Raw genomic sequence first — 24,184 nt, forward strand, 5'->3', positions numbered from 1 at the left:
TTGTAGGGCCCGCCGCCGAGCGCGGGCCGCAGGGGTGCCAGGGCACCCGTGCCCTGCGGCACCAGATCGATGAGGGCCTCACCGGCGACGACGATCACGAGACAGTTCCTTTCACGGACGGCGTGGAAGCGGTGACTGACGGACGCGGAGGGGGCCGGTCGGGCAGCCGCAGTAGGTGCGGTGGACGAAGGCGCAGGGGGGCCGGACGGTCCGGGCCGGGTGGTCGGGCGCGGCGAGACGCGGCGAGAACAGTTCCGCCCGGGCGACGTACGGGTTGCCGACCGTCGGGACCGCGAGCCCGATGGAGCGGGTGCGGGAGGTGACCAGGGAGCGAGTGATGGTCGTCACTGCTCCCTTCCTCGGGCGGCCTGCCGGAACCGGAACCCGGCCCGGAAGCTATCCCATGCGCCGGTGCGCGTAAAAGCATGGGCAAGCCTTTACGCGCACCACACGGCACCACGCGGCGCTGCACGGCACCACACGGCGCTCCACCGCACCGCACAGACGAGCGACCCACGCGCGCCTAGGAGGCGTTCGCCGCTCCCGCCACCTCTGCCACCCCTCCCGCTCCCACCTTCGCCACCCCTCCCATCACTCCCACTCCCACCCGATCCCCACCATCCCCGACCGCACCCGGGGCTCGACGAGGTGCACCGAGCGGTGGTGGTCGCTGAGGGGGAGTTCCTGGCGGCCACCGCGGGGGGCCGCCGGAGAGTGCTGGGTGAAGCGGTGGCAGCGCAGCGGCAGCGCACTCCCGTCGAAGCGGACCTGCAGGGCGTACTGGCCGCCCGCCGCCCCGAATCCGCGGACGTACTCGCGGGAGGCGCCGGCGGTGCCGTCCTCGACGGCGTAGCGGAACAGGAAGGTGTCGCCTGCCCGCAGCCGGGTGTCGAAGAGCAGCTCGGCCACGAGGACGCCGGTGTCGTCGTGCCGGCGGATCCGGCCCGCACGGCAGTTCTCCAGGGCGTGCACGATCATCCGTTCGGGTGCACAGCCGGGGTCGCCGTGGTGGACGGCCACGAAGCGGTCGACGCCGTCGCGGTGGGCGCGCACGATGTGCTGCGACTCGCGGCCCAGCAGCTCGCGGCGGCCCCCGATGCGGACCCGCTCGTGGTGGCCCAGGGTGTGCAGCCCGTCGTCGGGCGGGCACTCCAGTTCGGCATGCAGGCGTTCGAGGGCGTCGCCCGCCTCCAGGAGGGAGCGGTAGGACCGGCTCGCGGGCCGCCTGGAGGGCTCCGTGTCCCGTCCCTCGGTGTCCGCGAGCAGCCGGATCAGGGACTCGTCCGGCAGGTGCAGGATCTCCTCCAGAGCACGGACGGCGCGCAGCGACTCGGGCCGCTGGGGTCGCCGGGCGCCCTGCTGCCAGTAGCTCAGACTGGTGACACCGACTTTGACCCCGTGACGTGACAGATGGTGCTGGACACGCTGGAGCGGCAGTCCACGGGCGGCGATCGCGGCACGCAGCGCGACATGGAACGGTCCGCCCCGCAGGACCGTGTCCAGTCCCGCGACAACGTCGTCCGCGGCGTCCGCGTGCTGTGTGGCGTGCGGCATGCAGGGGCCTCTCTGTGAATGCTCGCGACGGCTGGTCGGACCGTCGCGCAAGGAACGGGGCCTCCCCGTGACGCCAGGCCTCCTTCACATCCGTACGGCGTCCTTCAGTGCCCCGAGTTCCCCCGCATTGAAGCGTGTTGACCAAGTCCCGACAACACCTGATGCCCGAGTGGCACATGCGCCCGGCCGGTGTGCCGGGCTCGCCCCCCGAGGGTGATCCGCAGGCTCGCGCACGGCTCGCGGACGGCTCATGGACAGCTCGGAGCCCGTGACGGCCCGTGACGGCCGGCGCCGCCGCAAGCCTGCCGCGGAAGAGGACGATCCCGATCCGTCGGCCGGGTTGTCCACAGGCCAGGCGGACACTCCCTGCGGTTGTCCACAGGCCCCGCCGGAGTGTCACTCCGCGCCAGTAGGGTGTGAGACATGGCCGACCCCTCCAGCTACCGCCCCAAGCCGGGACAGATCCCGGACTCCCCCGGGGTGTACCGATTCCGCGACGAGCACCGCCGGGTGATCTACGTCGGAAAGGCGAAGAGCCTGCGCCAGCGCCTGGCGAACTACTTCCAGGACCTGGCGGGGCTGCATCCGCGCACCCGCTCGATGGTCACCACCGCCGCGTCGGTGGAGTGGACGGTCGTGTCCACGGAGGTCGAGGCGCTCCAGCTGGAGTACTCCTGGATCAAGGAGTACGACCCGCGGTTCAACGTGAAGTACCGCGACGACAAGAGTTACCCGTACCTCGCGGTGACGATGAACGAGGAGTACCCGCGCGTCCAGGTGATGCGCGGCCACAAGAAGAAGGGCGTCCGCTACTTCGGGCCGTACGCCCACGCGTGGGCGATCCGTGACACCGTCGACCTCCTGCTGCGCGTCTTCCCGGTCCGTACCTGCTCCGCCGGCGTCTTCAAGAACGCCGCCCGCACCGGCCGGCCCTGCCTCCTCGGCTACATCGGCAAGTGCTCCGCGCCCTGCGTAGGCCGGATCCCCGCCGAGGACCACCGCGAACTGGCTGACGATTTCTGCGACTTCATGGCCGGCCGCACCGGTACCTACCTCCGCCGTCTGGAGAGCCAGATGATGGAGGCGGCCGAGGAGATGGAGTACGAGCGGGCCGCCCGCCTGCGCGACGACATCGGGGCCCTGAAGAAGGCCATGGAGAAGAGCGCGGTCGTGCTCGCCGACGCGACCGACGCCGACCTGATCGCGGTCGCCGAGGACGAGCTGGAGGCGGCCGTCCAGATCTTCCACGTCCGCGGCGGCCGGGTGCGCGGCCAGCGCGGCTGGGTCACCGACAAGGTCGAGGAGATCACCACCGGTGCCCTCGTCGAGCACGCCCTCCAGCAGCTCTACGGCGAGGAGACCGGGGATGCCGTGCCCAAGGAGGTCCTGGTCCCGGCCCTGCCCGACCCGGTGGAGCCCGTCCAGGAGTGGCTCACCGGCCGCCGCGGCTCCGGTGTGTCGCTGCGGGTCCCGCAGCGCGGTGACAAGCGGGCCCTGATGGAGACCGTGGAGCGCAACGCACAGCAGTCCCTCGTCCTGCACAAGACCAGGCGGGCCTCCGATCTCACCACCCGTTCGCGGGCCCTGGAGGAGATCGCCGACGCCCTCGACCTGGACAGCGCGCCCCTGCGGATCGAGTGCTACGACATCTCCCATCTCCAGGGGGACGACGTCGTGGCCTCCATGGTCGTCTTCGAGGACGGCCTGGCCCGCAAGAGCGAGTACCGCCGCTTCCAGATCAAGGGCTTCGAGGGCCAGGACGACGTCCGCTCCATGCACGAGGTGATCACCCGCCGCTTCAAGCGCTACCTCGCCGAGAAGGAGCGCACGGGGGAGTGGGTGGACGAGGAGCCGAACGGCGAGCTCGGCCAGGAGCCCGGAGCTCTCGGCCAGGAGCCCGGAGCTCTCGGCCAGGAGCCCGGAGCTCTCGGCCAGGAGCCCGGAGGCCTCGGCCGGAATCCGGAGCCCGGCCAGTCTCCGGAGCCGGGCCCGTCTCCGGAGCCCGGCCAGGAGACCGGGGACCTCGGCCGGGACCCGGGAGGCCTCGACAAGGCCCTGGCCGGCCTCGGCAAGGAGCTGAAGGACGACGACGGCCGTCCCAAGCGCTTCGCCTACCCGCCCCAGCTCGTCGTCGTCGACGGCGGGCAGCCGCAGGTCGCGGCCGCCCGGCGGGCCCTGGACGAACTGGGTATCGACGACATCGCCGTGTGCGGTCTCGCCAAGCGCCTGGAGGAGGTCTGGCTGCCGCACGACGACGACCCGGTCGTCCTGCCCCGCACCAGCGAGGGCCTCTATCTGCTCCAGCGGGTCCGTGACGAGGCCCACCGTTTCGCGATCACCTACCAGCGCACCAAGCGGGCCAAGCGGTTCCGCGCCGGCCCGCTGGACGACGTACCGGGTCTCGGCGAGACCCGCAAGCAGGCGCTGATCAAGCACTTCGGCTCGGTGAAGAAGCTGCGGGCCGCGACGATCGAGCAGATCTGCGAGGTCCCGGGCATAGGCCGCAAGACGGCTGAGACCATTGCCGTGACCCTCGCCCAGGCGGCACCGCCCGCCCCCGCCGTGAACACGGCGACCGGAGAGATCATTGATGACGAGGAGCCCGACACGACGGCGGGTTCCCCCGGAGAACCCGTCCCGGCGGGCGCTCCGGAAGAACGACGGGGGCAGGAGACATGACCGAACACGAAGCACACCCCACGGACGAGCGAGATCAGGCGCCCGGGGCGGCAGCCCAGCAGGCGCACAGCGAGCCGGGCGAGAATCGCCCCCAGCCCCCCACGGGCCCCGCAAGCACCACGGGCCCCGCAAGCACCACGGGCCCCGCAGGCCCCACGGACCCCGCGGGGTCCGACACAGTCCCCGACGGCGCCGAGCAGGACGCACGCCACGAAGACGGAGCACAGGTGAGTACGGACAACGCGCCGCCCAAGATCCCCGAGGCGGCGATCCCCGAGCTGGTGATCATCTCCGGCATGTCCGGGGCCGGCCGTTCGACGGCCGCGAAGTGCCTGGAGGACCTCGGCTGGTTCGTGGTCGACAACCTCCCGCCCGCCCTGATCCCCACCATGGTGGAGCTGGGCGCCCGCTCCCAGGGCAATGTGGCGCGGATCGCGGTCGTCGTCGACGTCCGCGGCCGGCGCTTCTTCGACAACCTCCGCGAGTCCCTCGCCGACCTGGAGTCGAAGCACGTCACCCGCCGGATCGTCTTCCTGGAGTCCTCCGACGACGCCCTGGTCCGCCGCTTCGAGTCCGTGCGCCGCCCGCACCCGCTTCAGGGAGACGGCCGGATCGTCGACGGCATCGCCGCCGAGCGCGAGCTGCTGCGCGAGCTGCGCGGCGACGCCGACCTGGTGATCGACACCTCCAGCCTCAACGTGCACGAGCTGCGCGCCAAGATGGACGCCCAGTTCGCCGGCGAGGAGGAGCCCGAGCTGCGGGCCACCGTCATGTCCTTCGGCTTCAAGTACGGCCTCCCGGTCGACGCCGACCTGGTCGTGGACATGCGCTTCCTGCCCAACCCGCACTGGGTCCCGGAGCTGCGCCCCTACACCGGCCTCAACGAGGAGGTCTCGGCGTACGTCCTCAACCAGCCCGGTGCGAAGGAGTTCCTCGACCGGTACGCGGAGCTCCTCCAGCTGGTTGCCGCGGGCTACCGCCGGGAGGGCAAGCGGTATGTGACCATCGCGGTCGGCTGTACGGGCGGCAAGCACCGTTCGGTCGCGATGTCGGAGAAGCTCGCCGCGCGTCTCGCGGCCGAGGGCGTGGAGACGGTGGTCGTGCACCGGGACATGGGACGGGAATGACAGGACGTTCTCCGCGACTGGGCCGGCTGCGCAGGATGCCGCCCGAGGGACGGGCGAGCCGGCCGGTCGAGGCCCGGGGCGCCAGACCGCGCCGCCGCGGCACCCAGCCCAAGGTCGTCGCGCTCGGCGGCGGCATGGGCCTGTCCGCCTCGCTCACCGCGCTGCGCCGGATCACCGGTGACCTCACCGGCGTCGTCACGGTCGCCGACGACGGCGGCTCCAGCGGCCGCCTCAGGGACGAGCTCGGTGTGCTCCCGCCCGGCGACCTGCGCAAGGCCCTGGCCGCGCTGTGCGGCGACGACGACTGGGGCCAGACCTGGTCCCGTGTCATCCAGCACCGCTTCCAGTCCCAGGGCGAGATCAACGGCCACGCGGTCGGCAACCTGCTGATCGTTGCCCTGTGGGAACAGCTCGGCGACCATGTCCAGGCCCTGGACCTGGTCGGCAAGCTGCTGGGCGCGCACGGCCGGGTGCTGCCCATGTCCGCCGTACCGCTGGAGCTCCAGGCCCTGGTCAAGGGGCACGACCCGCGGCGGCCCGAGGACGTGGACACCGTGCGCGGGCAGGCGACCGTGGCGCTCACCCCGGGGGAGGTGCAGTCGGTGCACCTGGTGCCGCACGACCCGCCCGCCGTCCCCGAGGCGGTCGAGGCCGTTCTCGACGCGGACTGGGTGGTCCTGGGCCCCGGCTCGTGGTTCTCCTCGGTCATCCCGCACCTGCTCGTGCCCGAGCTGCTGGACGCCCTCATGGAGACCAAGGCCCGCCGGGTACTCTCGCTGAACCTCGCGCCGCAACCGGGAGAAACCGAAGGCTTCTCCCCGCAGCGTCATTTGGAGGTTTTGGGACGACACGCCCCTAAACTCGCCCTGGACGTGGTGCTGGCCGACGAGGCCGCCGTGCCCGACCGGGACTCCCTGACCGACGCCGCCCAACGGTTCGGGGCCGCGGTCGAGCTGGCGACGGTGGCCCGGACCGACGGAACGCCCCGGCACGACCCGGAGCTCCTCGCCGCCGCGTACGACCGTATTTTTCGGATGCATGGAAGGATCGGCCCATGGCGATGACGGCAGCGGTGAAGGACGAGATCTCCCGGCTCCCCGTCACCCGGACCTGCTGCAGAAAGGCGGAGGTCTCCGCCATCCTGCGGTTCGCCGGCGGCCTTCACCTGGTGAGCGGTCGCATCGTGATCGAGGCGGAGCTGGACACGGCGATGGCGGCCCGCCGGCTCAAGCGGGACATCCTGGAGATCTTCGGCCACAGCTCGGAGCTGATCGTGATGGCGCCCGGCGGCCTGCGCCGTGGCTCGCGCTACGTCGTCCGGGTGGTCGCCGGCGGTGACCAGCTGGCCCGGCAGACGGGACTGGTCGACGGCCGGGGCCGTCCGATCCGCGGCCTGCCCCCGCAGGTGGTCTCCGGTGCCACCTGCGACGCGGAGGCGGCCTGGCGCGGGGCTTTCCTGGCGCACGGCTCGCTCACCGAGCCCGGCCGCTCCTCCTCCCTGGAGGTGACCTGCCCGGGTCCCGAGGCCGCGCTCGCGCTGGTCGGCGCCGCGCGTCGGCTGTCGATCGCCGCGAAGGCCCGCGAGGTCCGCGGCGTGGACCGGGTCGTCGTACGCGACGGCGACGCGATCGGCGCGCTGCTCACCCGCCTCGGCGCCCATGAGTCGGTGCTGGCCTGGGAGGAGCGCCGGATGCGCCGCGAGGTGCGGGCCACGGCGAACCGTCTCGCCAACTTCGACGACGCCAACCTGCGCCGCTCGGCCCGCGCGGCCGTCGCCGCCGGGGCCCGCGTCCAGCGTGCCCTGGAGATCCTCGCGGACGAGGTGCCCGAGCACCTCGCGGCCGCCGGCCGGCTGCGCATGGAGCACAAGCAGGCCTCCCTGGAGGAGCTGGGCGCGCTCGCCGACCCGCCGCTCACCAAGGACGCCGTCGCCGGGCGGATCCGCCGGCTGCTGGCGATGGCCGACAAGCGTGCCTCCGACCTGGGTATCCCGGGCACGGACGCCAACCTCTCCGAGGAGCTGGCCGACAACCTGGTCGGCTGAGGGATCGTCACCTTGCTGCCGCGGTAGTCCGATTGGGCTACCGCGGCAGTGTTTGTCTGCCCTTGAGGCACCCTTGACTCGATCATGAACTGTCACGAGCCTGACATCTGTTCGCCGGAAGTGGCGGACCACTGCTAGGGGGGTTCATGAGACACAGAGCGAGATCGATCCTCGCTGTCGGCGCGCTCCTGATCGGCGGAGCGAGCCTCGCACCCATCGCCCAGGCACAGAACGGCAGCCCGGACCCGACGTCCGACGCGGACGAGGTGAAGGTCTTCCGCGCCGAGGTCACCAAGAAGCAGGTACCCCTGCTGCTGGCGGCCGGTCAGGACGGTCACGAACTCAGCGAGCAGGCGCCCGAGAAGGGCTCCGCCACCGTCGAGGTCTACCTCACCGACCAGCAGGCGCAGAAGCTGGAGAAGCAGGGGGTCGAGCTCACCGAGCACACCCTCACCGCCAAGGCCGAGAACCGCGTCGAGTCGGCCGCCGACGGGGTGTTCCGCCCCTACAGCGGCAGCGGCGGCCTGAAGGAGGAGATCCTCCGCACCGGTCAGCAGAACCCGGGCCTCACCAAGGTCGTGTCCATCGGGAAGACGACCAAGGGGCAGGACATCCTCGCGGTCAAGCTGACCAAGGACGCGAAGAAGTCGAAGGACGGCTCCAAGCCCTCCGTGCTCTACATGTCCAACCAGCACGCGCGCGAGTGGATCACCCCGGAGATGACCCGGCGGCTGCTCCACCACTATCTGGACAACTACAAGACCGATCAGCGCATCAAGAAGATCGTCGACTCCACCGAGCTGTGGTTCGTCCTGTCGGCCAACCCCGACGGCTACGACTACACCTTCGAGAGCACCGACAACCGCCTGTGGCGCAAGAACCTGCGGGACGTCAACGGCGACGGAGTGATCTCCACCGGCGACGGCGTCGACCTCAACCGCAACTTCCCCTACAAGTGGGGCTACGACGACGAGGGATCGTCCCCCAACCCCACCAGCCAGACCTACCGCGGCGCGAGCCCCGGCTCCGAGCCCGAGACCCGGGCCCTGGACGCGTTCGAGGAGCGGATCGGCTTCACGTACGGCATCAACTACCACTCCGCCGCCGAACTCCTCCTCTACGGCGTCGGCTGGCAGGTCGCCACCGACACCCCGGACGACGTCCTCTACAAGGCGCTCGCGGGCACTCCCGACAACTCCGCGATCCCGGGCTACCACCCCCAGGTCTCCTCGGAGCTGTACACCACCAACGGCGAGGCGGACGGCCACGCGGCGAACGTCAACGGCACGGCGATGTTCACCCCGGAGATGTCGACCTGCCAGACCGCGTCGGGCATCGACCCGAACGACGAGTGGAACGCCGCCGACTGCCAGTCGGTCTTCAACTTCCCGGACGACGAGCAGCTGATCCAGGACGAGTTCGCCAAGAACGTCCCGTTCGCGCTCTCCGTCGCGGAGTCCGCGGCCCGGCCCGACCAGCCGAAGTCCTCGGTCGGCCTGACCGCCGCGGACTTCACCCCGGCGCCGTTCACCACGTCGTACGCGCGCGGCGCGGACCAGGAGGTCTCCGTCGTCGTACGCAAGGCGATCCGGGACAAGGAGCTGAAGTACCGCGTCAACGGCGGCCGCACCCACGACCAGGCGCTCAAGGCCTGGAAGGGCGGCGAGACCTACGGCGGCGAGGACAACCTCTACTTCGACGAGTACCGGGCCAAGGTGCGCGACGGCGAGCCGGGCGACAAGGTCGAGGTGTGGTTCACCGGGGAGACCAGGGCCGGCAAGAAGGTCTCCAGTCAGCGCTTCACCTACACCGTCGCCGCGCGGCCCAAGGCCGACACCCTCGTCGTCGCCGAGGAGGGCGCGACGGCCACCCAGGCGCAGGTCTACGTCGACGCGCTGAAGGCCAACGGCCGCAAGGTGCTCGTCTGGGACGTCGCCACCCAGGGCGTGCCCGACGCGCTCGGCGTGCTCGGCCACTTCGGGACGGTCGTCCACTACACGGGCGCGAGCGTCCCCGGCAACCCGACCCAGCTCGAACTGCGCGCCTTCCTCAACGAGGGCGGCAAGCTGATCGAGGCGGGCGAACTGGCCGGCGGCAACGTCGACCTCGGCGACGGCACCCCGTCGAACGACTTCAGCCAGTACTACCTGGGCGCCTACTCCCGTACGTCGACCCCCGGCGCCACCGGCTTCACCGGTTCCGGTGAGTTCGGCGGCTTCAGCGGGGCTCTCGGCGCCGCCACCGGCAACCCGCTGGACCGGGCCGGCACCTACGGTGTCACCTCGGACGAGCTGCCGGCCGCCCGGTATCCCCAGTTCGCCAGCGCGGGCGGGGGACAGTTCGCGGGGACGGTCAACCCGTACGGCCCGTACGCGGGCTCGTACATGGCCGCCGCCGTGCACACCGACGACGCCTACAAGCGCCTCACCCGCACGGTCGACCTCACCGGTGTCACCGCCGCCGACCGGCCGGCCCTGCGCACCCAGCTGCTGTGGGACACCGAGCCCGGCTACGACAACGCGATCGTCGAGGCCCACACTGTCGGCGGCGACGACTGGACCACGCTGCCCGAGGCGGGCGGCGCCACCGGCACCGCCGTACCGGAGGAGTGCGGGGCGGGCTTCTACCTCGGCGAGCACCCGTGGCTCGCGCACTATCTGACCCTCGGTGCGAACGCCTGCACGGCGACCGGCACCACCGGCTCCTGGAACGCGCTCACCGGCGCCTCCAGCGGCTGGCAGCAGGTGAACTTCGACCTGAGCGCCTACGCGGGCAAGCAGGTCGAGATCTCGATCGCCTATGTCACCGACCCCGGCTCCGGCGGACACGGCGTCCTCGCCGACGAGGCCTCGCTGGTCGTCGGCGGCACGGCCGGCCAGACCGAGGGCTTCGAGACGTCACTGGGCGTCTGGAAGGCCGGCGGCCCGCCCGCCGGCAGTCCGGCCGTCCTGAAGGACTGGACGCGCACCGGAGCGCTCTTCCAGACCTACGGCGCGGTCACCACCGACGACACCGTGCTGCTGGGCTTCGGCCTGGAGCACGTCACCTCGGCGGCCGACCGCAAAACGCTCATCGGAAAGGCCCTCGCATCACTTGATCAGTGACGCACGGGTGAAAGGTCTCTGACGGACCGTGACGAAATCGGCCGTCAGAGGCCTCCGGCCAGGGCGGTCCGTACCCCTACTGGCGGGTACGGACCGCCATGCCGTGTATGGGCGAAGTCGATGTCACCACGGGGCTCCCGGAGAGGTAGGGTCGGGGGTGGTCGGGGACATCCCAAATACAGCTCGCCGGCACCGCATGGCCGGCGTACCAACGAGGAGATCGGTTCGTGACGATCCGCGTAGGCATCAACGGCTTTGGCCGCATCGGTCGTAACTACTTCCGCGCGCTGCTGGAGCAGGGTGCTGACATCGAGATCGTGGCTGTCAACGACCTGGGTGACACCGCGACCACCGCGCACTTGCTGAAGTACGACACCATCCTGGGCCGCCTCAAGCACGAGGTCTCCCACACCGCCGACACGATCACCGTGGACGGCAAGACGATCAAGGTTCTCTCCGAGCGCAACCCCGCGGACATCCCGTGGGGCGCGCTGGGCGTCGACATCGTGATCGAGTCGACCGGCATCTTCACGAAGAAGGCCGACGCCGAGAAGCACCTCGCCGGCGGCGCCAAGAAGGTCCTCATCTCGGCTCCGGCCAAGGACGAGGACATCACCATCGTGATGGGCGTCAACCAGGACAAGTACGACCCGGCGAACCATCACGTCATCTCCAACGCCTCCTGCACCACCAACTGTGTGGCGCCGATGGCCAAGGTCCTCGACGAGAACTTCGGCATCGTCAAGGGTCTGATGACGACGGTCCACGCGTACACCAACGACCAGCGCATCCTGGACTTCCCGCACTCGGACCTGCGTCGCGCCCGCGCCGCCGCCGAGAACATCATCCCGACCACGACGGGTGCCGCGAAGGCCACCGCCCTGGTCCTGCCGCAGCTCAAGGGCAAGCTGGACGGCATCGCGATGCGCGTCCCGGTCCCGACCGGCTCGGCGACCGACCTGGTCGTCACGCTGCAGCGCGAGGTCACCAAGGACGAGGTCAACGCCGCGTTCAAGAAGGCCTCCGAGGACGGCGACCTCAAGGGCTACCTGGCCTACACCGAGGACGAGATCGTCTCCTCGGACATCGTCAGCGACCCGGCCTCCTGCACCTTCGACTCCTCCCTGACCATGGTCCAGGAGGGCAACACGGTGAAGATCCTCGGCTGGTACGACAACGAGTGGGGCTACTCCAACCGCCTCGTCGACCTGACGGAGTTCGTCGGCGGCCAGCTCTGATCGCCGGATCAGGCACCTCGATGTGACAGCAGGGCTCGGGCAGCGCAAGGACGCGCCGCCCGGGCCCTGTGTCACGTGCAGAACGGCCCTGTCTACGATCACGGTGCATCACCAGCCCTCGGGAGTCCCCTTCATGAAGACGATCGACGAACTTCTCGCCGCAGGCGTGGCCGGCCGACGGGTCTTCGTCCGCGCCGACCTCAACGTGCCGCTGGACGGCACCACCATCACCGACGACGGCCGGATCCGCGCCGTCCTGCCGACCGTCAAGGCCCTCGCGGACGCGGGCGCCCGGGTGGTCGTCGCCTCCCACCTAGGCCGCCCCAAGGGCGTCCCGGACCCGGCGTTCTCCCTCGCGCCCGCGGCCGCCCGCCTCGGTGAACTGCTCGGCTCCGCCGTGGCCTTCGCGACCGACACGGTCGGCGACTCCGCCCGGGAGACCGTGGCGGGCCTCGCCGACGGCCAGGTCGCCGTCATCGAGAACCTGCGCTTCAACGCCGGCGAGACCGCCAAGGACGACGTCGAGCGCGGCACCTTCGCCGACCAGCTCGCCGAACTCGCCGACCTCTACGTCGGTGACGGCTTCGGCGCGGTGCACCGCAAGCACGCCTCGGTCTTCGACCTCCCGGCCCGTCTGCCGCACGCCGCCGGCTACCTCATCGCCACCGAGGTCGGCGTCCTGAAGAAGCTCACCGAGGACGTCGAGCGGCCCTACGTCGTCGCCCTCGGCGGCTCCAAGGTCTCCGACAAGCTCGCCGTCATCGACCAGCTGCTGGGCAAGGCTGACCGCCTCCTCATCGGCGGCGGCATGCTGTTCACCTTCCTGAAGGCCAAGGGGTACGAGGTCGGCACCTCCCTCCTTCAGGAGGACCAGCTCCCGGTCGTCCAGGAGTACATCGAGCGGGCGGAGAAGAACGGCGTCGAGCTGATCCTCCCCGTCGACGTGCTGACCTCCACCGAGTTCCCGGACCTGAAGACCAAGGCGCCGGCGAACCCGAACACCGTCGCCGCGGACGCCATCCCCGCCGATCAGCTGGGCCTGGACATCGGTCCCGAGACCCGCAAGCTCTACGCCTCGAAGCTCGCCGACGCGGCCACCGTCTTCTGGAACGGCCCCATGGGCGTCTTCGAACACCCCGACTACGCCGAGGGCACCAAAGCGGTCGCCCAGGCCCTCATCGACTCCCCGGCCTTCACGGTCGTCGGCGGCGGCGACTCCGCCGCGGCGGTCCGCATCCTGGGCTTCGACGAGAACGCATTCGGCCACATCTCGACCGGTGGCGGCGCCTCCCTCGAATACCTCGAGGGCAAGACGCTCCCCGGCCTCGCCGCACTGGAAGGCTGACCCCGATGAGCACCCGCACACCGCTGATGGCGGGCAACTGGAAGATGAACCTCAACCACCTCGAGGCCATCGCCCACACCCAGAAGCTCGCTTTCGCCCTGTCCGACAAGGACTACGAGGCCGTCGAGGTCGCCGTCCTGCCGCCCTTCACCGACCTGCGCTCCGTGCAGACCCTGGTCGAGGGCGACAAGCTCGCCATCAAGTACGGCGCCCAGGACATCTCGGCCCACGACACCGGCGCCTACACCGGTGAGATCTCCGGCCCGATGCTGGCCAAGCTGAAGTGCGCCTACGTGGCGGTCGGCCACTCCGAGCGCCGCCAGTACCACGCCGAGACCGACGAGCTGGTCAACGCCAAGGTCAAGGCCGCCTTCAAGCACGGCATCACGCCGATCCTGTGCGTCGGCGAGGAGCTGGAGGTCCGCGAGGCGGGCAACCACGTCTCCCACACCCTCGCCCAGGTCGAGGGCGGCCTGAAGGACCTCCCGGCCGAGCAGGCCGAGACCGTCGTGATCGCCTACGAGCCCGTGTGGGCCATCGGCACCGGCAAGGTCTGCGGCGCGGGCGACGCGCAGGAGGTCTGCGCCGCCATCCGCGGCAAGATCGCCGAGCTGTACTCGCAGGAGCTGGCCGACGCGGTCCGCATCCAGTACGGCGGTTCGGTGAAGGCCGGCAACGTCGCCGAGATCATGGCGCAGGCCGACATCGACGGCGCGCTGGTCGGCGGCGCCTCGCTGGACGCCGACGAGTTCGTCAAGATCGTGCGCTTCCGCGACCAGTGAGTCGGGCCGCGAGTAGGCGGTAAGCCCGATCCGTCGTACCCTTGCGGGGGCACAGCCCTGGTGCTGTGCCCCCGTCGTTATCCGAATCCGAGGAAGTTGGTCCAGCCGTGGTTTTGGGGTTCTCGATCGCCCTGATCGTCTTCAGCCTGCTGCTGATGCTGCTGGTGCTGATGCACAAGGGGAAGGGCGGCGGTCTCTCCGACATGTTCGGTGGCGGCATGCAGTCGTCCGTCGGCGGCTCCTCGGTCGCCGAGCGCAACCTCGACCGCATCACCGTGGTGATCGGTCTGCTCTGGTTCGCATGCATCATCGTCCTCGGCATCCTGATGAAGACGAACAGCTGATCAGCCTCTCACAGGCACGCACAATCCGTACGTAAGGCCCCATGTTCGGTACGCGCAGCTGAGCGCGGCCTATCATGGGGCTTGCGTCTAGGTGCGGGAGCTGTAACTCCAATCACTGGACGCGCGTTGGGCCTTACGTAGACTGAGGCGCTCGCAGTGAAGCGAAACGCCGACTCGCTTTGCGGCACCATCACGCAGGGAGTTACGACCGTGGCAAGTGGCAACGCGATCCGAGGAAGCCGGGTCGGGGCGGGGCCGATGGGCGAGGCCGAGCGGGGCGAGTCCGCGCCCCGTCTGCGCATCTCCTTCTGGTGCTCCAACGGGCACGAGACGCAGCCCAGCTTCGCCAGCGACGCGCAGGTCCCCGACACCTGGGACTGCCCGCGCTGCGGCTTCCCTGCCGGACAGGACCGGGACAACCCCCCGGCCCCGCCCCGCACCGAGCCCTACAAGACCCACCTCGCCTATGTGCGGGAGCGCCGCAGCGACGCGGACGGCGAGGCGATCCTCGCCGAGGCGCTCGCCAAACTGCGGGGCGAGATCTAGGAGTTGAGGCCGGCCGGGCGTCCACAAGACGCCCGGCCGGACCTGTTTCGTCCGTCGTGGCCGGCCGTCGCCGGACCGATTGTCAGTGGTCTCCTCTACGGTTTTTCCTGTGGGTTCCCGCGTTCGCGGTGAACCGGCGGGCCGCGAGGGGGGGATCGTGACGGGGGACGGGCGTGCGCCGGCGTGGCGTGGGGGCTTCGGACGGCTGTGGAGTGCCGCCGTGCTGTCCAGCTTCGGTGACGCCCTGCGGGCGGCGGCCCTGCCGCTGCTGGCCGTCTCGCTGACCCACGACCCGCTGCTGATCGCCTCGGTCACCGCCTGCGGCTATCTGCCGTGGATCGTCTTCGGGCTGCTCGGCGGAGCCGTCGCCGACCGCGTGGACCAGCGGCGCGCCATGGGCGCGGTGGACGCGACACGCGGACTCCTCGTCGCGGGTTTCGCGGTGGCCGTCGCCCTCGGCCACGCCTCGATCACCCTGCTGATCGTGCTGGCCTTCGCCCTGACCACGCTCCAGACCCTGTTCGACAACGCCTCCACGGCCCTGCTGCCCGCCCTGGTCGACCGGGACCGGCTGGGCAGCGCGAACGCCCGGCTGATGACCGGGCAGCGGATCGCCGGCGGGCTGGTGGGCGCGCCGGTCGTCCCGCTCCTCATCGCCGCCGGGGCCGCCGTCCCCTTCGCCGTCGACGCGGCGACCTTCCTGCTGGCGGCCGCGCTGGTGTCCTCGCTGCGCACCACCGCGCCCGAGCGGGAGCCGAGAGCGGCGGGCAGCACCCTGCGCCGCGAGATCGCGGAGGGCCTGCGCCTTCTGTGGCGGGACGGCCCGCTGCGAGGGCTCTGCGCCGCCACGGCCCTGTGCAACATCGGCATGGGCGCCCAGCTCGCCACACTGGTCGTCCTGGTCACCGGCTGGCTGGACGCGGGCCCCGCGGGCTACGCGGCGGCGGGCACCGCCGTCACCCTCGGGAGCCTCGCCGGGGGAGTGGTCAACGGCCGGCTCGTGCGCCGGCTCGGCCCCGTCCGAGCCGTGCTCCTGGCCGGCGCGGTGCAGACCGGGGCCCTCGTCGTCATGGGGACCGTCCGCAGCCTGGCCGCCCTGGTCGCCGCCCTCGCCGTCTTCGGCGTCATGGGCATGGTGTGGAACGTCAACACCACGACCCTGATGCAGCAGCGCAGTCCCGTCGAACTGCTCGGCCGGGTGAGTTCGGCCTTCCGGACGCTGGCCAACGCCGGGGTGCCCCTGGGGGCCCTGCTGGGCGGGGCCGCCGCCGGCGCCTGGGGCCTCAACACCCCGCCGCTGCTCACGGCCGGATTCTTCGTCCTGGCCGTCGCCGCACTGATACCCGCGCGCCGCCCGGACGTACCTGTTGTTGCACCGCACGCCGACGCCACGACAGGTCACCCGGCGCGCTGATCAACTAGGTTGGGACCGGCAGCGGGGCAGGTACACAGCAGGACAGGCGCACGAAAGAAGGCTGAAGTCCGACATGAACGCAGACGTCCGTACGAGGCTCAATCAGACGCCCGAGTGGACCGCTCTGGCCAAGCACCGCGAGGAACTCGGCGAGGTGCGGTTGCGCGAGCTGTTCGCCGCCGACCCCGGGCGCGGCAGCGGATACACGTTGCGGGTCGGTGACCTGCACATCGACTACTCCAAGCACCTCGTCACCGACGAGACGCTGCGGCTGCTGCGCGAGCTGGCCGTCGCCACCGATGTCTTCGGCCTGCGGGACGCCATGTTCCGCGGCGAGAAGATCAACACCACCGAGGACCGCGCGGTGCTGCACACCGCCCTGCGTGCCCCGCGCGACGCGGTGATCGAGGTCGACGGGGAGAACGTGGTCCCCGCGGTGCACGCCGTCCTCGACAAGATGGCCGGCTTCGCCGACCGGGTCCGCTCCGGCGCCTGGACCGGACACACCGGCCGGCGCATCAGGAACGTGGTCAACATCGGCATCGGCGGCTCCGACCTGGGCCCGGCCATGGCCTACGAGGTGCTGCGCAGCTACACGGACCGCGACCTCACCGTCCGCTTCGTGTCGAACGTGGACGGCGCCGACCTGCACGAGGCGGTCCGCGACCTGGACCCGGCCGAGACGCTGTTCATCATCGCGTCGAAGACCTTCACCACCATCGAGACGATCACCAACGCCACCTCGGCCCGCACCTGGCTGCTGAACGCCCTTGACGGGGGAGAGGCGGCCGTCGCCCGGCACTTCGTGGCGCTCTCGACGAACACCGAGAAGGTCGCGGACTTCGGTATCGACACGGCCAACATGTTCGAGTTCTGGGACTGGGTCGGCGGCCGCTACTCCTACGACTCGGCGATCGGCCTCTCCCTGATGATCGCCATCGGCCCCGACCGCTTCCGGGAGATGCTCGACGGCTTCCGGACGGTCGACGAGCACTTCCGGACGGCCCCCGCCGAGTCCAACGTCCCGCTGCTGCTGGGCCTGCTGGGCATCTGGTACGGCAACTTCCACGACGCCCAGTCGCACGCCGTGCTGCCCTACAGCCACTACCTGTCCAAGTTCGCCGCCTACCTCCAGCAGCTCGACATGGAGTCCAACGGCAAGTACGTCGGCCGCGACGGCAAGGAGGTCGACTGGCAGACCGGCCCGATCGTCTGGGGCACCCCGGGCACCAACGGGCAGCACGCCTACTACCAGTTGATCCACCAGGGCACCAAGCTGATCCCGGCCGACTTCATCGGCTTCGCCCGGCCGGTCGCCGAGCTGAGCGGCGAACTCGCGGCGCAGCACGACCTGCTGATGGCGAACTTCTTCGCCCAGACCCAGGCCCTGGCCTTCGGCAAGACGCCCGAGGAGGTCCGTGCGGAGGGTGTGCCGCCGGAGCTGGTCGCCCACAAGACGTTTCTGGGCAACCACCCCACGACCACCGTCCTCGCCCGTGAGCTGACCCCGTCGGTCCTCGGCCAGCTCATCGCCCTCTACGAGCACAAGGTGTTCGTCCAGGGCGCGGTGTGGAACATCGACTCCTTCGACCAGTGGGGTGTGGAGCTCGGCAAGGTCCTCGCCAAGCGGGTCGAGCCGGCGCTGACCGAGGGTGCCGAGGTGCCCGGCCTCGACGCCTCCACCAAGGCCCTGGTCGCCACCTACCGGGAACTCCGCGGCCGGAACTGAGCTGTTCTTGTAGACTCCCGGGCGATCATGAACACGATCGCTCGGGGGAGCTCAAGGTGATACGCACAAGCAGGAGTTGGACCGGCGGCACGCTCACCGCCCGCTCGTTCCTGAAGCCTCATCATGTGGCGCGGGCGGTGTTCCACCCGTCGTGGATCCCGCAGTCGCTGGATCCGACGGTGGACCAGCTCAAGAAGATCCGGGTGATCGCCGGTGCGGTCGCGGCCCTCGGCGTCTACTCCTTCGTCCAGGGCGGCTTCGCCTTCGACGAGATGCTGGACAACGCGGTGACCGCCTCGGTCGTCCTGTTCTTCCTCACGCCGTTCACGGTCGGCGTGATGCTCTTCGTCTGGCGGCGCGGCGGTACCGTACGGCAGCTGAAGGAGTCGCTCCTCAACTCGCTCAAGCTGCTGCTGCTCTTCATCGGCTCGGTCCTGGCGACCGTGCTGCTCTTCACGCTCGGCGACACGTTCGGTGTGCTCTCGAAGCTCGTCCTCAGCCTCGCGGGCCTGTGGATGGCGGTCTTCGTGATGGCCGGTGCCTTCCGGCTCACCGGGAACTTCTTCGGCACGGCCGCCGTGCACCGCTGTCTGCCGCCGCTGCTGGCCACCGTGACGACCTGGCTGATGGCCATCCCCGACCTCATCACCGGCGACCTGCACGGCCTGAGCCTCACCCTCGGCATCCTCTTCATCCTGGGCGCGCCGGTGACGGTCACGGCGATCTCCCTGCTGGAGACCCGTCGGCTCAAGCAGCGCTACGGCATCCGCCTGGCGGCCCACCCGGCCTCGCTCCCGCCGCTCCGGCCGCCGGCGCAGCCGACCGCGCCGCCCCCGCCGCCGTACATGCCGCCGTACACGCCGAACGGCTTCGTGCCGCCGCAGGGCAACCCCTACGCGCATCCGCACGGCGCTCCCCAGCCGCCCGTGCCGGGCGCTCCCTACGGACCGGGCCCGCACCACCCGTACGACCCGCGTCCGCCGTACCACCCGCAGCCGCCGTACACCACGCGTCCGGGCAACCCCTACGGAGGCTGACGGGCGGCCCTCGGGTCAGGTCACCGCGCTCAGGGTGTCCGCGAGCCGCCGCCGGGCCGCCCGCGCCGCGGGCAGGGCGGCGAGCGCGGCCGCTCCCAGGACCGCGGCGGCCGCGAACAGCACCAGCAGAGCCGCGGGCGGGCCCGCCGCCGTCCCGGCGCCGATACCGCTCGACCTGCCCTGCGCGTCGATCAGCCAGTGCGCCAGGGGCACCCCCAGCACGGTGCCGAGCAGGACGGCGGCCAGGGCGGTACCGGCCGTGGCGGTCACGGTGATCGCGGTGATCTGGCGCGGGGACAGCCCGATGGCCTTGAGGGCGATCAGGTCCCGCTCGCTCTCGCGCACGGTGCCGCCGATCGCGGTCAGCAGCTCGATGAGCCCGATGAGGGCGAGGACGACGATCACGCCGGCCACGACCGCGCGCAGCGGCGAGAGCCCGTCCGCCGGGTTGGTCACGCGGTGCACGTCCAGGTGTCCCTGCCCGGCGGTGGTCAGCCGGGCCGCGACCTCGCCCGGGTCGGCGCCCGGCCGCAGCCGTACCTGGTGGAGGGTGGAGGTGAGCTTCGGGTCGTTCTCGCGGAGCGTGTCGAGCGAGGTGGAGATGACCCGGCCGGCGTTCTCCGGTTCGATGCTGCGGCCCACGATGTGCAGGATCTGCGGCTGCTCGCCCACCGTCATCCGCACCCAGGCGCCGACCCGCACGTCCAGGAGGTCGAGGAGGCCCTGTCCGGCCACCGCCTCGTCCGCGGCGCGGGCGGCGCGGCCCTCGGCCAGGGTGTACGGGTAGGGGTCCTGGCGGGTGCCGAGGCCGCGCAGGGCGATCGTGGCCGTCTGGCCGGGGACCAGGGCCGCCACCTCGACGCCGGGATAGGCGGCGGCGACCTGCGGGTCGCGTTCCAGCAGCGCGCGGGCGTCCCGTTCGTCCAGGCCGGCGTCCGTGTGCACGGTCAGCGCGGCCGGCAGCCCGATCCGCTCGGGACTGCTGTGGAATCGGTCGATGGTGGTCCAGGCGCTCATCGCCACCACGATCAGCAGCAGCGGCAGCGCGAGCCGGACGATCGTGGCGAACGCGCGCGGACGCCGGGTGAACGCCTGGTGCCAGCCCAGCACCAGCGCGGGCGGCACCCCGCTCGCGAGCGCCCGTCGCGCCGCACCGGACAGCTGCCCGGAGGGCCGGGGGCGCGTGGCGGGCCGTGGCGCGAGGGCGGAGTGGGCCGCGTCGGCCGGGTGCGCGGCCGCCGGCGAGGGCCGGAGGCCCGGAGCCTCGGGCGTCCTCCCGGCGGGCGGTGACGAGGGGCGCGGTCCGACGATCCGGCGCACCGCGCTCCGCAGCAGTCCGCCGTGGGGCGCCGCCGCGGGCCGGGGGACCGGAACCGGAGGGACCCGGCCCGCCCGCCAGGCCGCGAGCCCGGTGGTCGCCGCGATGAACAGCACGGCGCCGACCGGCACCGCGAACAGCGCCACCGTGTGTCCGGGCAGCCCCTGCCACACGCCGACCGCGTCGCCGAGGCGGCCGGGTATCCGGCGGCCCAGCAGTTGAGCGAGCGCCGCGGCGGCCGTGGCGCCCAGCAGCGCGTAGGCGATGTGCTGGAGCAGGAAGACACGGACGACCTGGCCGGGCGTGAAGCCGATCGCCTTCAGGACGGAGATGTCCCGCAGATGGCCGCGGATGCGGGTGCCGATCGCCCCGTGCACGGCGAGCCCGGCGGCCACCAGCGCGCCGAGCCCGAACAGGCCCAGCACCTGTCCGAGCAGCCGGTTGTCGCCCTGTGCCTCGGCGCGCGCCTGCTGCCAGGTGGAGACCTCGCCGACCGCGCCCGCGCCCAGCACGGTGACGGCCCGCTGCACGGCGTAGCCGGTGTCGTCGGGGTGCGTCAGACGCAGGCCGATCACCTGGCCGCCCGGATCGGGCACGGCGGACGGGAGCGCCCAGACGAGGCCCGGCCGCTCGCCCGGCCGGTAGCGCGGCTCGGCGCTGTCGGCCACCCCCAGGACGGTCAGGGAGCGGGAGGTGCCGGGCAGGGTGAGGGTGTCGCCGGGGCCGGCCAGCAGGGCACGGGCGAGGCGGCTCTCCAGGACGACGCCGTCGGGGGCGGCGGGGTCGAGCCAGTGCCCGGCGGTGATCAGCGGGGCGCCGACGGCGGGCCGCCGCGGGGTGCCGCGCAGCTCGACGGAGGCCCGGGCGCCGCGGGAGGCGAGGGTGGCGGAGGCGGTCGGGTAGGGGCCGGCGACGGACTGGACGCCGTCGAGCCCGGCCAGCTTCTGCGTCTGCGCGCCGGGGCCGGTGTGGAGCCACACATGGGCGCCGCGCGCCTGCGTGAAGACGCGTTGCCAGGGGTTGGTGGCGTATCCGAAGAGCGCCGTGGCGAGCAGCAGCGAGGCGACGATGCCGGCGGTGGCGAGCACCAGGAACAGCGCCTCGCCGCGGTGTGCGCGCAGATCGGAGTGGGCCCAGCGCAGGGTGGCTCGCACGGGCCTCAGCCTCTCGGCCCGCACGGGGCGTGACGGTCGTCCAGCCGCATGTCAGTCCCTGAGTTCCAGCACACCGGATATGCCGGCGGCGCGCGGAGGTGTGCCGTCGAGTGCGGCGTCGTCGGCGATCCGGCCGTCGAAGAAGCTGATCACCCGGTCCGCGGCGCTCGCCAGCCGGGCGTCATGGGTGACCAGCACGATCGTCTGGCCGCGCTGGTGGAAGCGGGACAGCAGCCGCATCACCTCGCGGGTGCCCTTGCTGTCGAGGCTGCCCGCGGGCTCGTCGGCGAGCAGCAGCGGCGGATGGTTGACCAGCGCGCGGGCCAGGGCGACCCGCTGCTGCTCGCCGCCGGACAGCTCGCCCGGCATGCTCCGCTCCTTGCCCGCCAGCCCCAGCTCGGCCAGCAGTTCCGCCCGCTCGGTCCGGGCCCGCCTGGGCGCTACCCCGGCGAGCAGGGCCGGCAGCTCGACGTTGTCGGCGACCGACAGGTTCGACACCAGGTTGAAGAACTGGAAGACGATCCCGATGCGCTTTCTGCGCTCCACGGCCCAGCGTGCCTCGCTGTAGCCGTCGGCGCAGGCGCCGTCCAGCCAGATGCTGCCGCTGTCGGGTCGCTGAAGCCCGCCCAGCAGGTGCAGCAGGGTCGACTTGCCGGCTCCGGACGGGCCGGTGACGGCGACGAACTCGCCCCGTCGCACGGACAGGTCGACCCCGCGGACGGCATGCGCCGGGGCGCCCTCGCCGTAGTGCGTCTTGACCAGGCCCTCGGCGCGCAGGACGGGCGGGTTCCCGGCGCTCGGCCCGGGAGCGTCCCCGGCGCGCGCCACGGGAGCGGGACGGTCGCTCACTCCAGCTCCTCCAGCTCTTCCTGGCACCGTTCCAGCCAGTCCAGGTCGGCCTGGAGGTGCAGCATCGCGCCCTCTATCAGCAGGTGGGCGATGCGGTTGTCCCGGTTCTCGGCGGCGGCCAGCTTCGACAGACTGCGCATGGTGTTGAGGTACTGGCGCCGCTGTTGGTTGATGAGGGAGATCTGGTCGGCGAGTCCGGTGCGCGGAGCGAGGGCCAGTTTCATGAAGAACTCGTCCCGTACCCGCGGCTCGTCCTCGGGCTCCTCGAACCAGGCGCGCAGCGCCGCCCGCCCGGCATCGGTGAGGTGGTAGACCTTTTTGTTGGGCCGGCTGGACTGCTCGACGTCCTCGCCCTCGATCAGTCCCGACTTCTCGAGGCGGCCGAGGGTCACATAGATCTGGCCGACGTTCGGCTGAGGGTACGCGGAGCCCAGCATCTGCTCAAGGTCCTGCTTGAGTTCATAGCCATGGGCCGGGCCGCGGGCGAGCAGGGCCAGGAGGGGCAGCCGCACTGGTGCTCTCCTCCTCGCGTCCTGGGTAATGTGCCGCAGGCCCTAGTATCGCGCATACCTAACGGGTATACATGGCCCCTGACGCCGGGCGAGGACGACCGGCGCCGGTGTGCAAGGAGGAACCTATGCGGTGGATACACGCCGCCGGTAGGGGCCTCCTCGTTCTTGTCGTGGTCGTGACCGGTTATGTCGCCTCCGGCGCCCGTGCCGACGACGGGGCGGCAGGCGGCCGCGGGCCGCTGACCCTCGCCACCGCGGGCGACCTGACCGGCTATCTCGGCCCTCTGCTGGAGGGCTGGAACCGCACGCACCCCGGTGAGAAGGTCACGCTCGTCGAACTGCCGGACTCCGCCGACGAGACCCACGCGCAGATGGTCACCGACCTGCGCGACGACGACGGCGGCCGCTTCGACCTCCTCAACATCGACGTCAGCTGGACCTCGGAGTTCGCCGCGGCGGGCTGGATCCGGCCGCTGCCGCCGGACCGCTTCCCGCTGGGAACCTTCCTGCCGCCGGTCGTCGACACCGCGACCTACGACGGCCGGCTGTACGCCGTGCCGTACGTGACCAACGCGGGCCTGCTCATCTACCGCAAGGACATCCTCGCCGAGGAGGGCATTCCGCCGCCGCGCACCTGGGCCGAGCTGGAGCGGGCCGCGCGGACCGTCGCCCCGAAATACGGACTCGACGGTTACGCGGGCCAGTTCCTGCCCTACGAGGGCCTCACCGTCAACGCCGCGGAGGCCGTGTACTCGGCGGGCGGCACGATCCTCGGCGACGAGGGCGAACGCGTCACCGTGAACTCCAGCGCCGCCCGCGAGGGCATCGAGTTCCTCACCCGCGGTGTGCGCGAGGGCTGGATCCCGCGGCAGGCCCTCGCCTACAAGGAGGAGGAGTCCAAGCAGGCCTTCCAGGACGGCCGCCTGCTCTTCCTGCGGAACTGGCCGTACGCCTACGTCGGCGCGTCGGCCGAGGGCTCACCCGTGGCCGGCCGGATCGGCGCCGTACCGCTGCCGGGTCCGGACGGGCCGGGGACGAGCGTGCTCGGCGGCTCCAACCTGGCCGTCGGCACCCGTGCGCGGCATCCCGACTCCGCCGCGCGTCTGATCGCGTACCTGACCAGTGAGCCCGTCCAGCGCCAGGTCCTCACCCGCGGCGCGCTGCCGCCCGTCCGTGCCGCGCTGTACGAAGATCCCGAGCTGGTGCGGGCGTTCCCGTATCTGCCGACCCTGCGCGCCAGTGTGCTCGCCGCCGCGCCGCGCCCCAAGAGCCCCTGTTACGACCAGGTCAGCCTGGTGGTGCAGGCGGTCGTGCGGGACGCGATGACGGGGCACGAGACGCCCGCGGCGGCGGTGCGGCGCCTCGCGCGCGAGCTGGATCTCCTCGCCGCCTGCTAGTTCTAGTTACT

General features: G+C 71.5%; 19 protein-coding genes and 1 pseudogene. 14 read left to right on the top strand and 6 right to left on the bottom strand.

Annotation, left to right across the window (positions count from 1 at the left end):
- The 3 genes and pseudogenes from IE275_RS43825 to IE275_RS43835 all read right to left on the bottom strand — a co-directional run.
- Positions 1 to 98 (bottom strand): annotated as a pseudogene (locus IE275_RS43825) (carbohydrate kinase); the annotation flags it as partial.
- A 13-nt stretch (positions 99 to 111) separates the two neighbouring features.
- A complete protein-coding gene (locus IE275_RS47440; RefSeq protein WP_373299392.1) occupies positions 112 to 348 on the bottom strand; it encodes a hypothetical protein in 237 nt (78 codons plus the stop codon).
- 243 nt (positions 349 to 591) lie between these two features.
- The gene (locus tag IE275_RS43835; RefSeq protein ID WP_189718296.1) at positions 592 to 1,554 is read right to left on the bottom strand and encodes a hypothetical protein; all 963 of its coding nucleotides are present in this window, start codon (positions 1,552 to 1,554) and stop codon (positions 592 to 594) included.
- 423 nt (positions 1,555 to 1,977) lie between these two features.
- On the opposite strand from IE275_RS43835, the gene uvrC reads away from it, so the two are divergent.
- From uvrC to IE275_RS43900, 13 genes are all read left to right on the top strand, one after another.
- A complete protein-coding gene (uvrC, locus tag IE275_RS43840; protein WP_189718297.1) occupies positions 1,978 to 4,233 on the top strand; it encodes an excinuclease ABC subunit UvrC in 2,256 nt (751 codons plus the stop codon).
- Complete coding sequence (rapZ, locus tag IE275_RS43845) at positions 4,230 to 5,360, top strand: RNase adapter RapZ (protein WP_189718298.1); 1,131 nt, start codon at positions 4,230 to 4,232, stop codon at positions 5,358 to 5,360. The genes uvrC and rapZ overlap by 4 nt, the downstream gene beginning before the upstream one ends.
- Positions 5,357 to 6,424 (top strand): gluconeogenesis factor YvcK family protein, encoded by a 1,068-nt coding sequence (locus tag IE275_RS43850; RefSeq protein ID WP_189718299.1) that lies wholly within the window; start codon positions 5,357 to 5,359, stop codon positions 6,422 to 6,424. Before rapZ ends, IE275_RS43850 begins: the two co-directional genes overlap by 4 nt.
- Positions 6,415 to 7,404, top strand: a complete 990-nt coding sequence (gene whiA / locus IE275_RS43855; RefSeq protein WP_189718300.1) for a DNA-binding protein WhiA — start codon at positions 6,415 to 6,417, stop codon at positions 7,402 to 7,404. The genes IE275_RS43850 and whiA overlap by 10 nt, the downstream gene beginning before the upstream one ends.
- A gap of 146 nt (positions 7,405 to 7,550) precedes the next feature.
- Positions 7,551 to 10,508, top strand: a complete 2,958-nt coding sequence (locus IE275_RS43860) for a M14 family metallopeptidase (RefSeq protein ID WP_189718301.1) — start codon at positions 7,551 to 7,553, stop codon at positions 10,506 to 10,508.
- A gap of 227 nt (positions 10,509 to 10,735) precedes the next feature.
- Positions 10,736 to 11,746 carry a type I glyceraldehyde-3-phosphate dehydrogenase gene (gap, locus tag IE275_RS43865; RefSeq protein ID WP_189718302.1) on the top strand — a complete coding sequence of 337 codons (1,011 nt, stop codon included), beginning with the start codon at positions 10,736 to 10,738 and terminating at the stop codon, positions 11,744 to 11,746.
- 133 nt (positions 11,747 to 11,879) lie between these two features.
- Complete coding sequence (locus IE275_RS43870) at positions 11,880 to 13,091, top strand: phosphoglycerate kinase (RefSeq protein ID WP_189718303.1); 1,212 nt, start codon at positions 11,880 to 11,882, stop codon at positions 13,089 to 13,091.
- A 5-nt stretch (positions 13,092 to 13,096) separates the two neighbouring features.
- A complete protein-coding gene (tpiA, locus tag IE275_RS43875) occupies positions 13,097 to 13,873 on the top strand; it encodes a triose-phosphate isomerase (RefSeq protein ID WP_189718304.1) in 777 nt (258 codons plus the stop codon).
- A gap of 113 nt (positions 13,874 to 13,986) precedes the next feature.
- Complete coding sequence (gene secG / locus IE275_RS43880) at positions 13,987 to 14,217, top strand: preprotein translocase subunit SecG (protein WP_189718317.1); 231 nt, start codon at positions 13,987 to 13,989, stop codon at positions 14,215 to 14,217.
- A 210-nt stretch (positions 14,218 to 14,427) separates the two neighbouring features.
- Positions 14,428 to 14,763 (top strand): RNA polymerase-binding protein RbpA, encoded by a 336-nt coding sequence (locus IE275_RS43885; protein WP_010352468.1) that lies wholly within the window; start codon positions 14,428 to 14,430, stop codon positions 14,761 to 14,763.
- 154 nt (positions 14,764 to 14,917) lie between these two features.
- Positions 14,918 to 16,177, top strand: coding sequence for an MFS transporter (locus IE275_RS43890; RefSeq protein ID WP_268255367.1), 1,260 nt, complete (start codon positions 14,918 to 14,920; stop codon positions 16,175 to 16,177).
- 73 nt (positions 16,178 to 16,250) lie between these two features.
- Positions 16,251 to 17,906 carry a glucose-6-phosphate isomerase gene (gene pgi / locus IE275_RS43895; protein WP_189718306.1) on the top strand — a complete coding sequence of 552 codons (1,656 nt, stop codon included), beginning with the start codon at positions 16,251 to 16,253 and terminating at the stop codon, positions 17,904 to 17,906.
- A 56-nt stretch (positions 17,907 to 17,962) separates the two neighbouring features.
- Positions 17,963 to 18,943 (top strand): hypothetical protein, encoded by a 981-nt coding sequence (locus IE275_RS43900; protein ID WP_189718307.1) that lies wholly within the window; start codon positions 17,963 to 17,965, stop codon positions 18,941 to 18,943.
- A 15-nt stretch (positions 18,944 to 18,958) separates the two neighbouring features.
- Here the strand turns inward: IE275_RS43900 and IE275_RS43905 are convergent, their stop codons facing one another.
- Genes IE275_RS43905 through IE275_RS43915 form a run of 3 tightly spaced genes read right to left on the bottom strand, consistent with a single transcriptional unit; the run spans position 18,959 to position 22,776 of the window.
- Positions 18,959 to 21,415: an FtsX-like permease family protein gene (locus IE275_RS43905; protein ID WP_189718308.1), complete on the bottom strand. Its 2,457-nt coding sequence runs from the start codon at positions 21,413 to 21,415 to the stop codon at positions 18,959 to 18,961.
- Positions 21,416 to 21,466: 51 nt separating this feature from the next.
- Positions 21,467 to 22,243: an ABC transporter ATP-binding protein gene (locus tag IE275_RS43910; protein WP_189718318.1), complete on the bottom strand. Its 777-nt coding sequence runs from the start codon at positions 22,241 to 22,243 to the stop codon at positions 21,467 to 21,469.
- A gap of 17 nt (positions 22,244 to 22,260) precedes the next feature.
- A complete protein-coding gene (locus tag IE275_RS43915) occupies positions 22,261 to 22,776 on the bottom strand; it encodes a PadR family transcriptional regulator (RefSeq protein ID WP_189718309.1) in 516 nt (171 codons plus the stop codon).
- A 125-nt stretch (positions 22,777 to 22,901) separates the two neighbouring features.
- On the opposite strand from IE275_RS43915, the gene IE275_RS43920 reads away from it, so the two are divergent.
- Positions 22,902 to 24,173: an ABC transporter substrate-binding protein gene (locus IE275_RS43920; protein WP_189718310.1), complete on the top strand. Its 1,272-nt coding sequence runs from the start codon at positions 22,902 to 22,904 to the stop codon at positions 24,171 to 24,173.
- Positions 24,174 to 24,184: the final 11 nt, after the last annotated feature.

It is taken from the genome of Streptomyces phaeofaciens (assembly GCF_014648915.1).
Classification (GTDB): domain Bacteria; phylum Actinomycetota; class Actinomycetes; order Streptomycetales; family Streptomycetaceae; genus Streptomyces; species Streptomyces phaeofaciens.

Coding starts and splice junctions, on each gene's coding strand:
- IE275_RS43920 (WP_189718310.1), top strand. CDS start 22,902: ATGCGGTGGATACACGCCGCCGGTAGGGGCCTCCTCGTTCTTGTCGTG.
- IE275_RS43850 (WP_189718299.1), top strand. CDS start 5,357: ATGACAGGACGTTCTCCGCGACTGGGCCGGCTGCGCAGGATGCCGCCC.
- tpiA (WP_189718304.1), top strand. CDS start 13,097: ATGAGCACCCGCACACCGCTGATGGCGGGCAACTGGAAGATGAACCTC.
- whiA (WP_189718300.1), top strand. CDS start 6,415: ATGGCGATGACGGCAGCGGTGAAGGACGAGATCTCCCGGCTCCCCGTC.
- IE275_RS43835 (WP_189718296.1), bottom strand. CDS start 1,554: ATGCCGCACGCCACACAGCACGCGGACGCCGCGGACGACGTTGTCGCG.
- IE275_RS43860 (WP_189718301.1), top strand. CDS start 7,551: ATGAGACACAGAGCGAGATCGATCCTCGCTGTCGGCGCGCTCCTGATC.
- pgi (WP_189718306.1), top strand. CDS start 16,251: ATGAACGCAGACGTCCGTACGAGGCTCAATCAGACGCCCGAGTGGACC.
- uvrC (WP_189718297.1), top strand. CDS start 1,978: ATGGCCGACCCCTCCAGCTACCGCCCCAAGCCGGGACAGATCCCGGAC.
- IE275_RS43870 (WP_189718303.1), top strand. CDS start 11,880: ATGAAGACGATCGACGAACTTCTCGCCGCAGGCGTGGCCGGCCGACGG.
- rapZ (WP_189718298.1), top strand. CDS start 4,230: ATGACCGAACACGAAGCACACCCCACGGACGAGCGAGATCAGGCGCCC.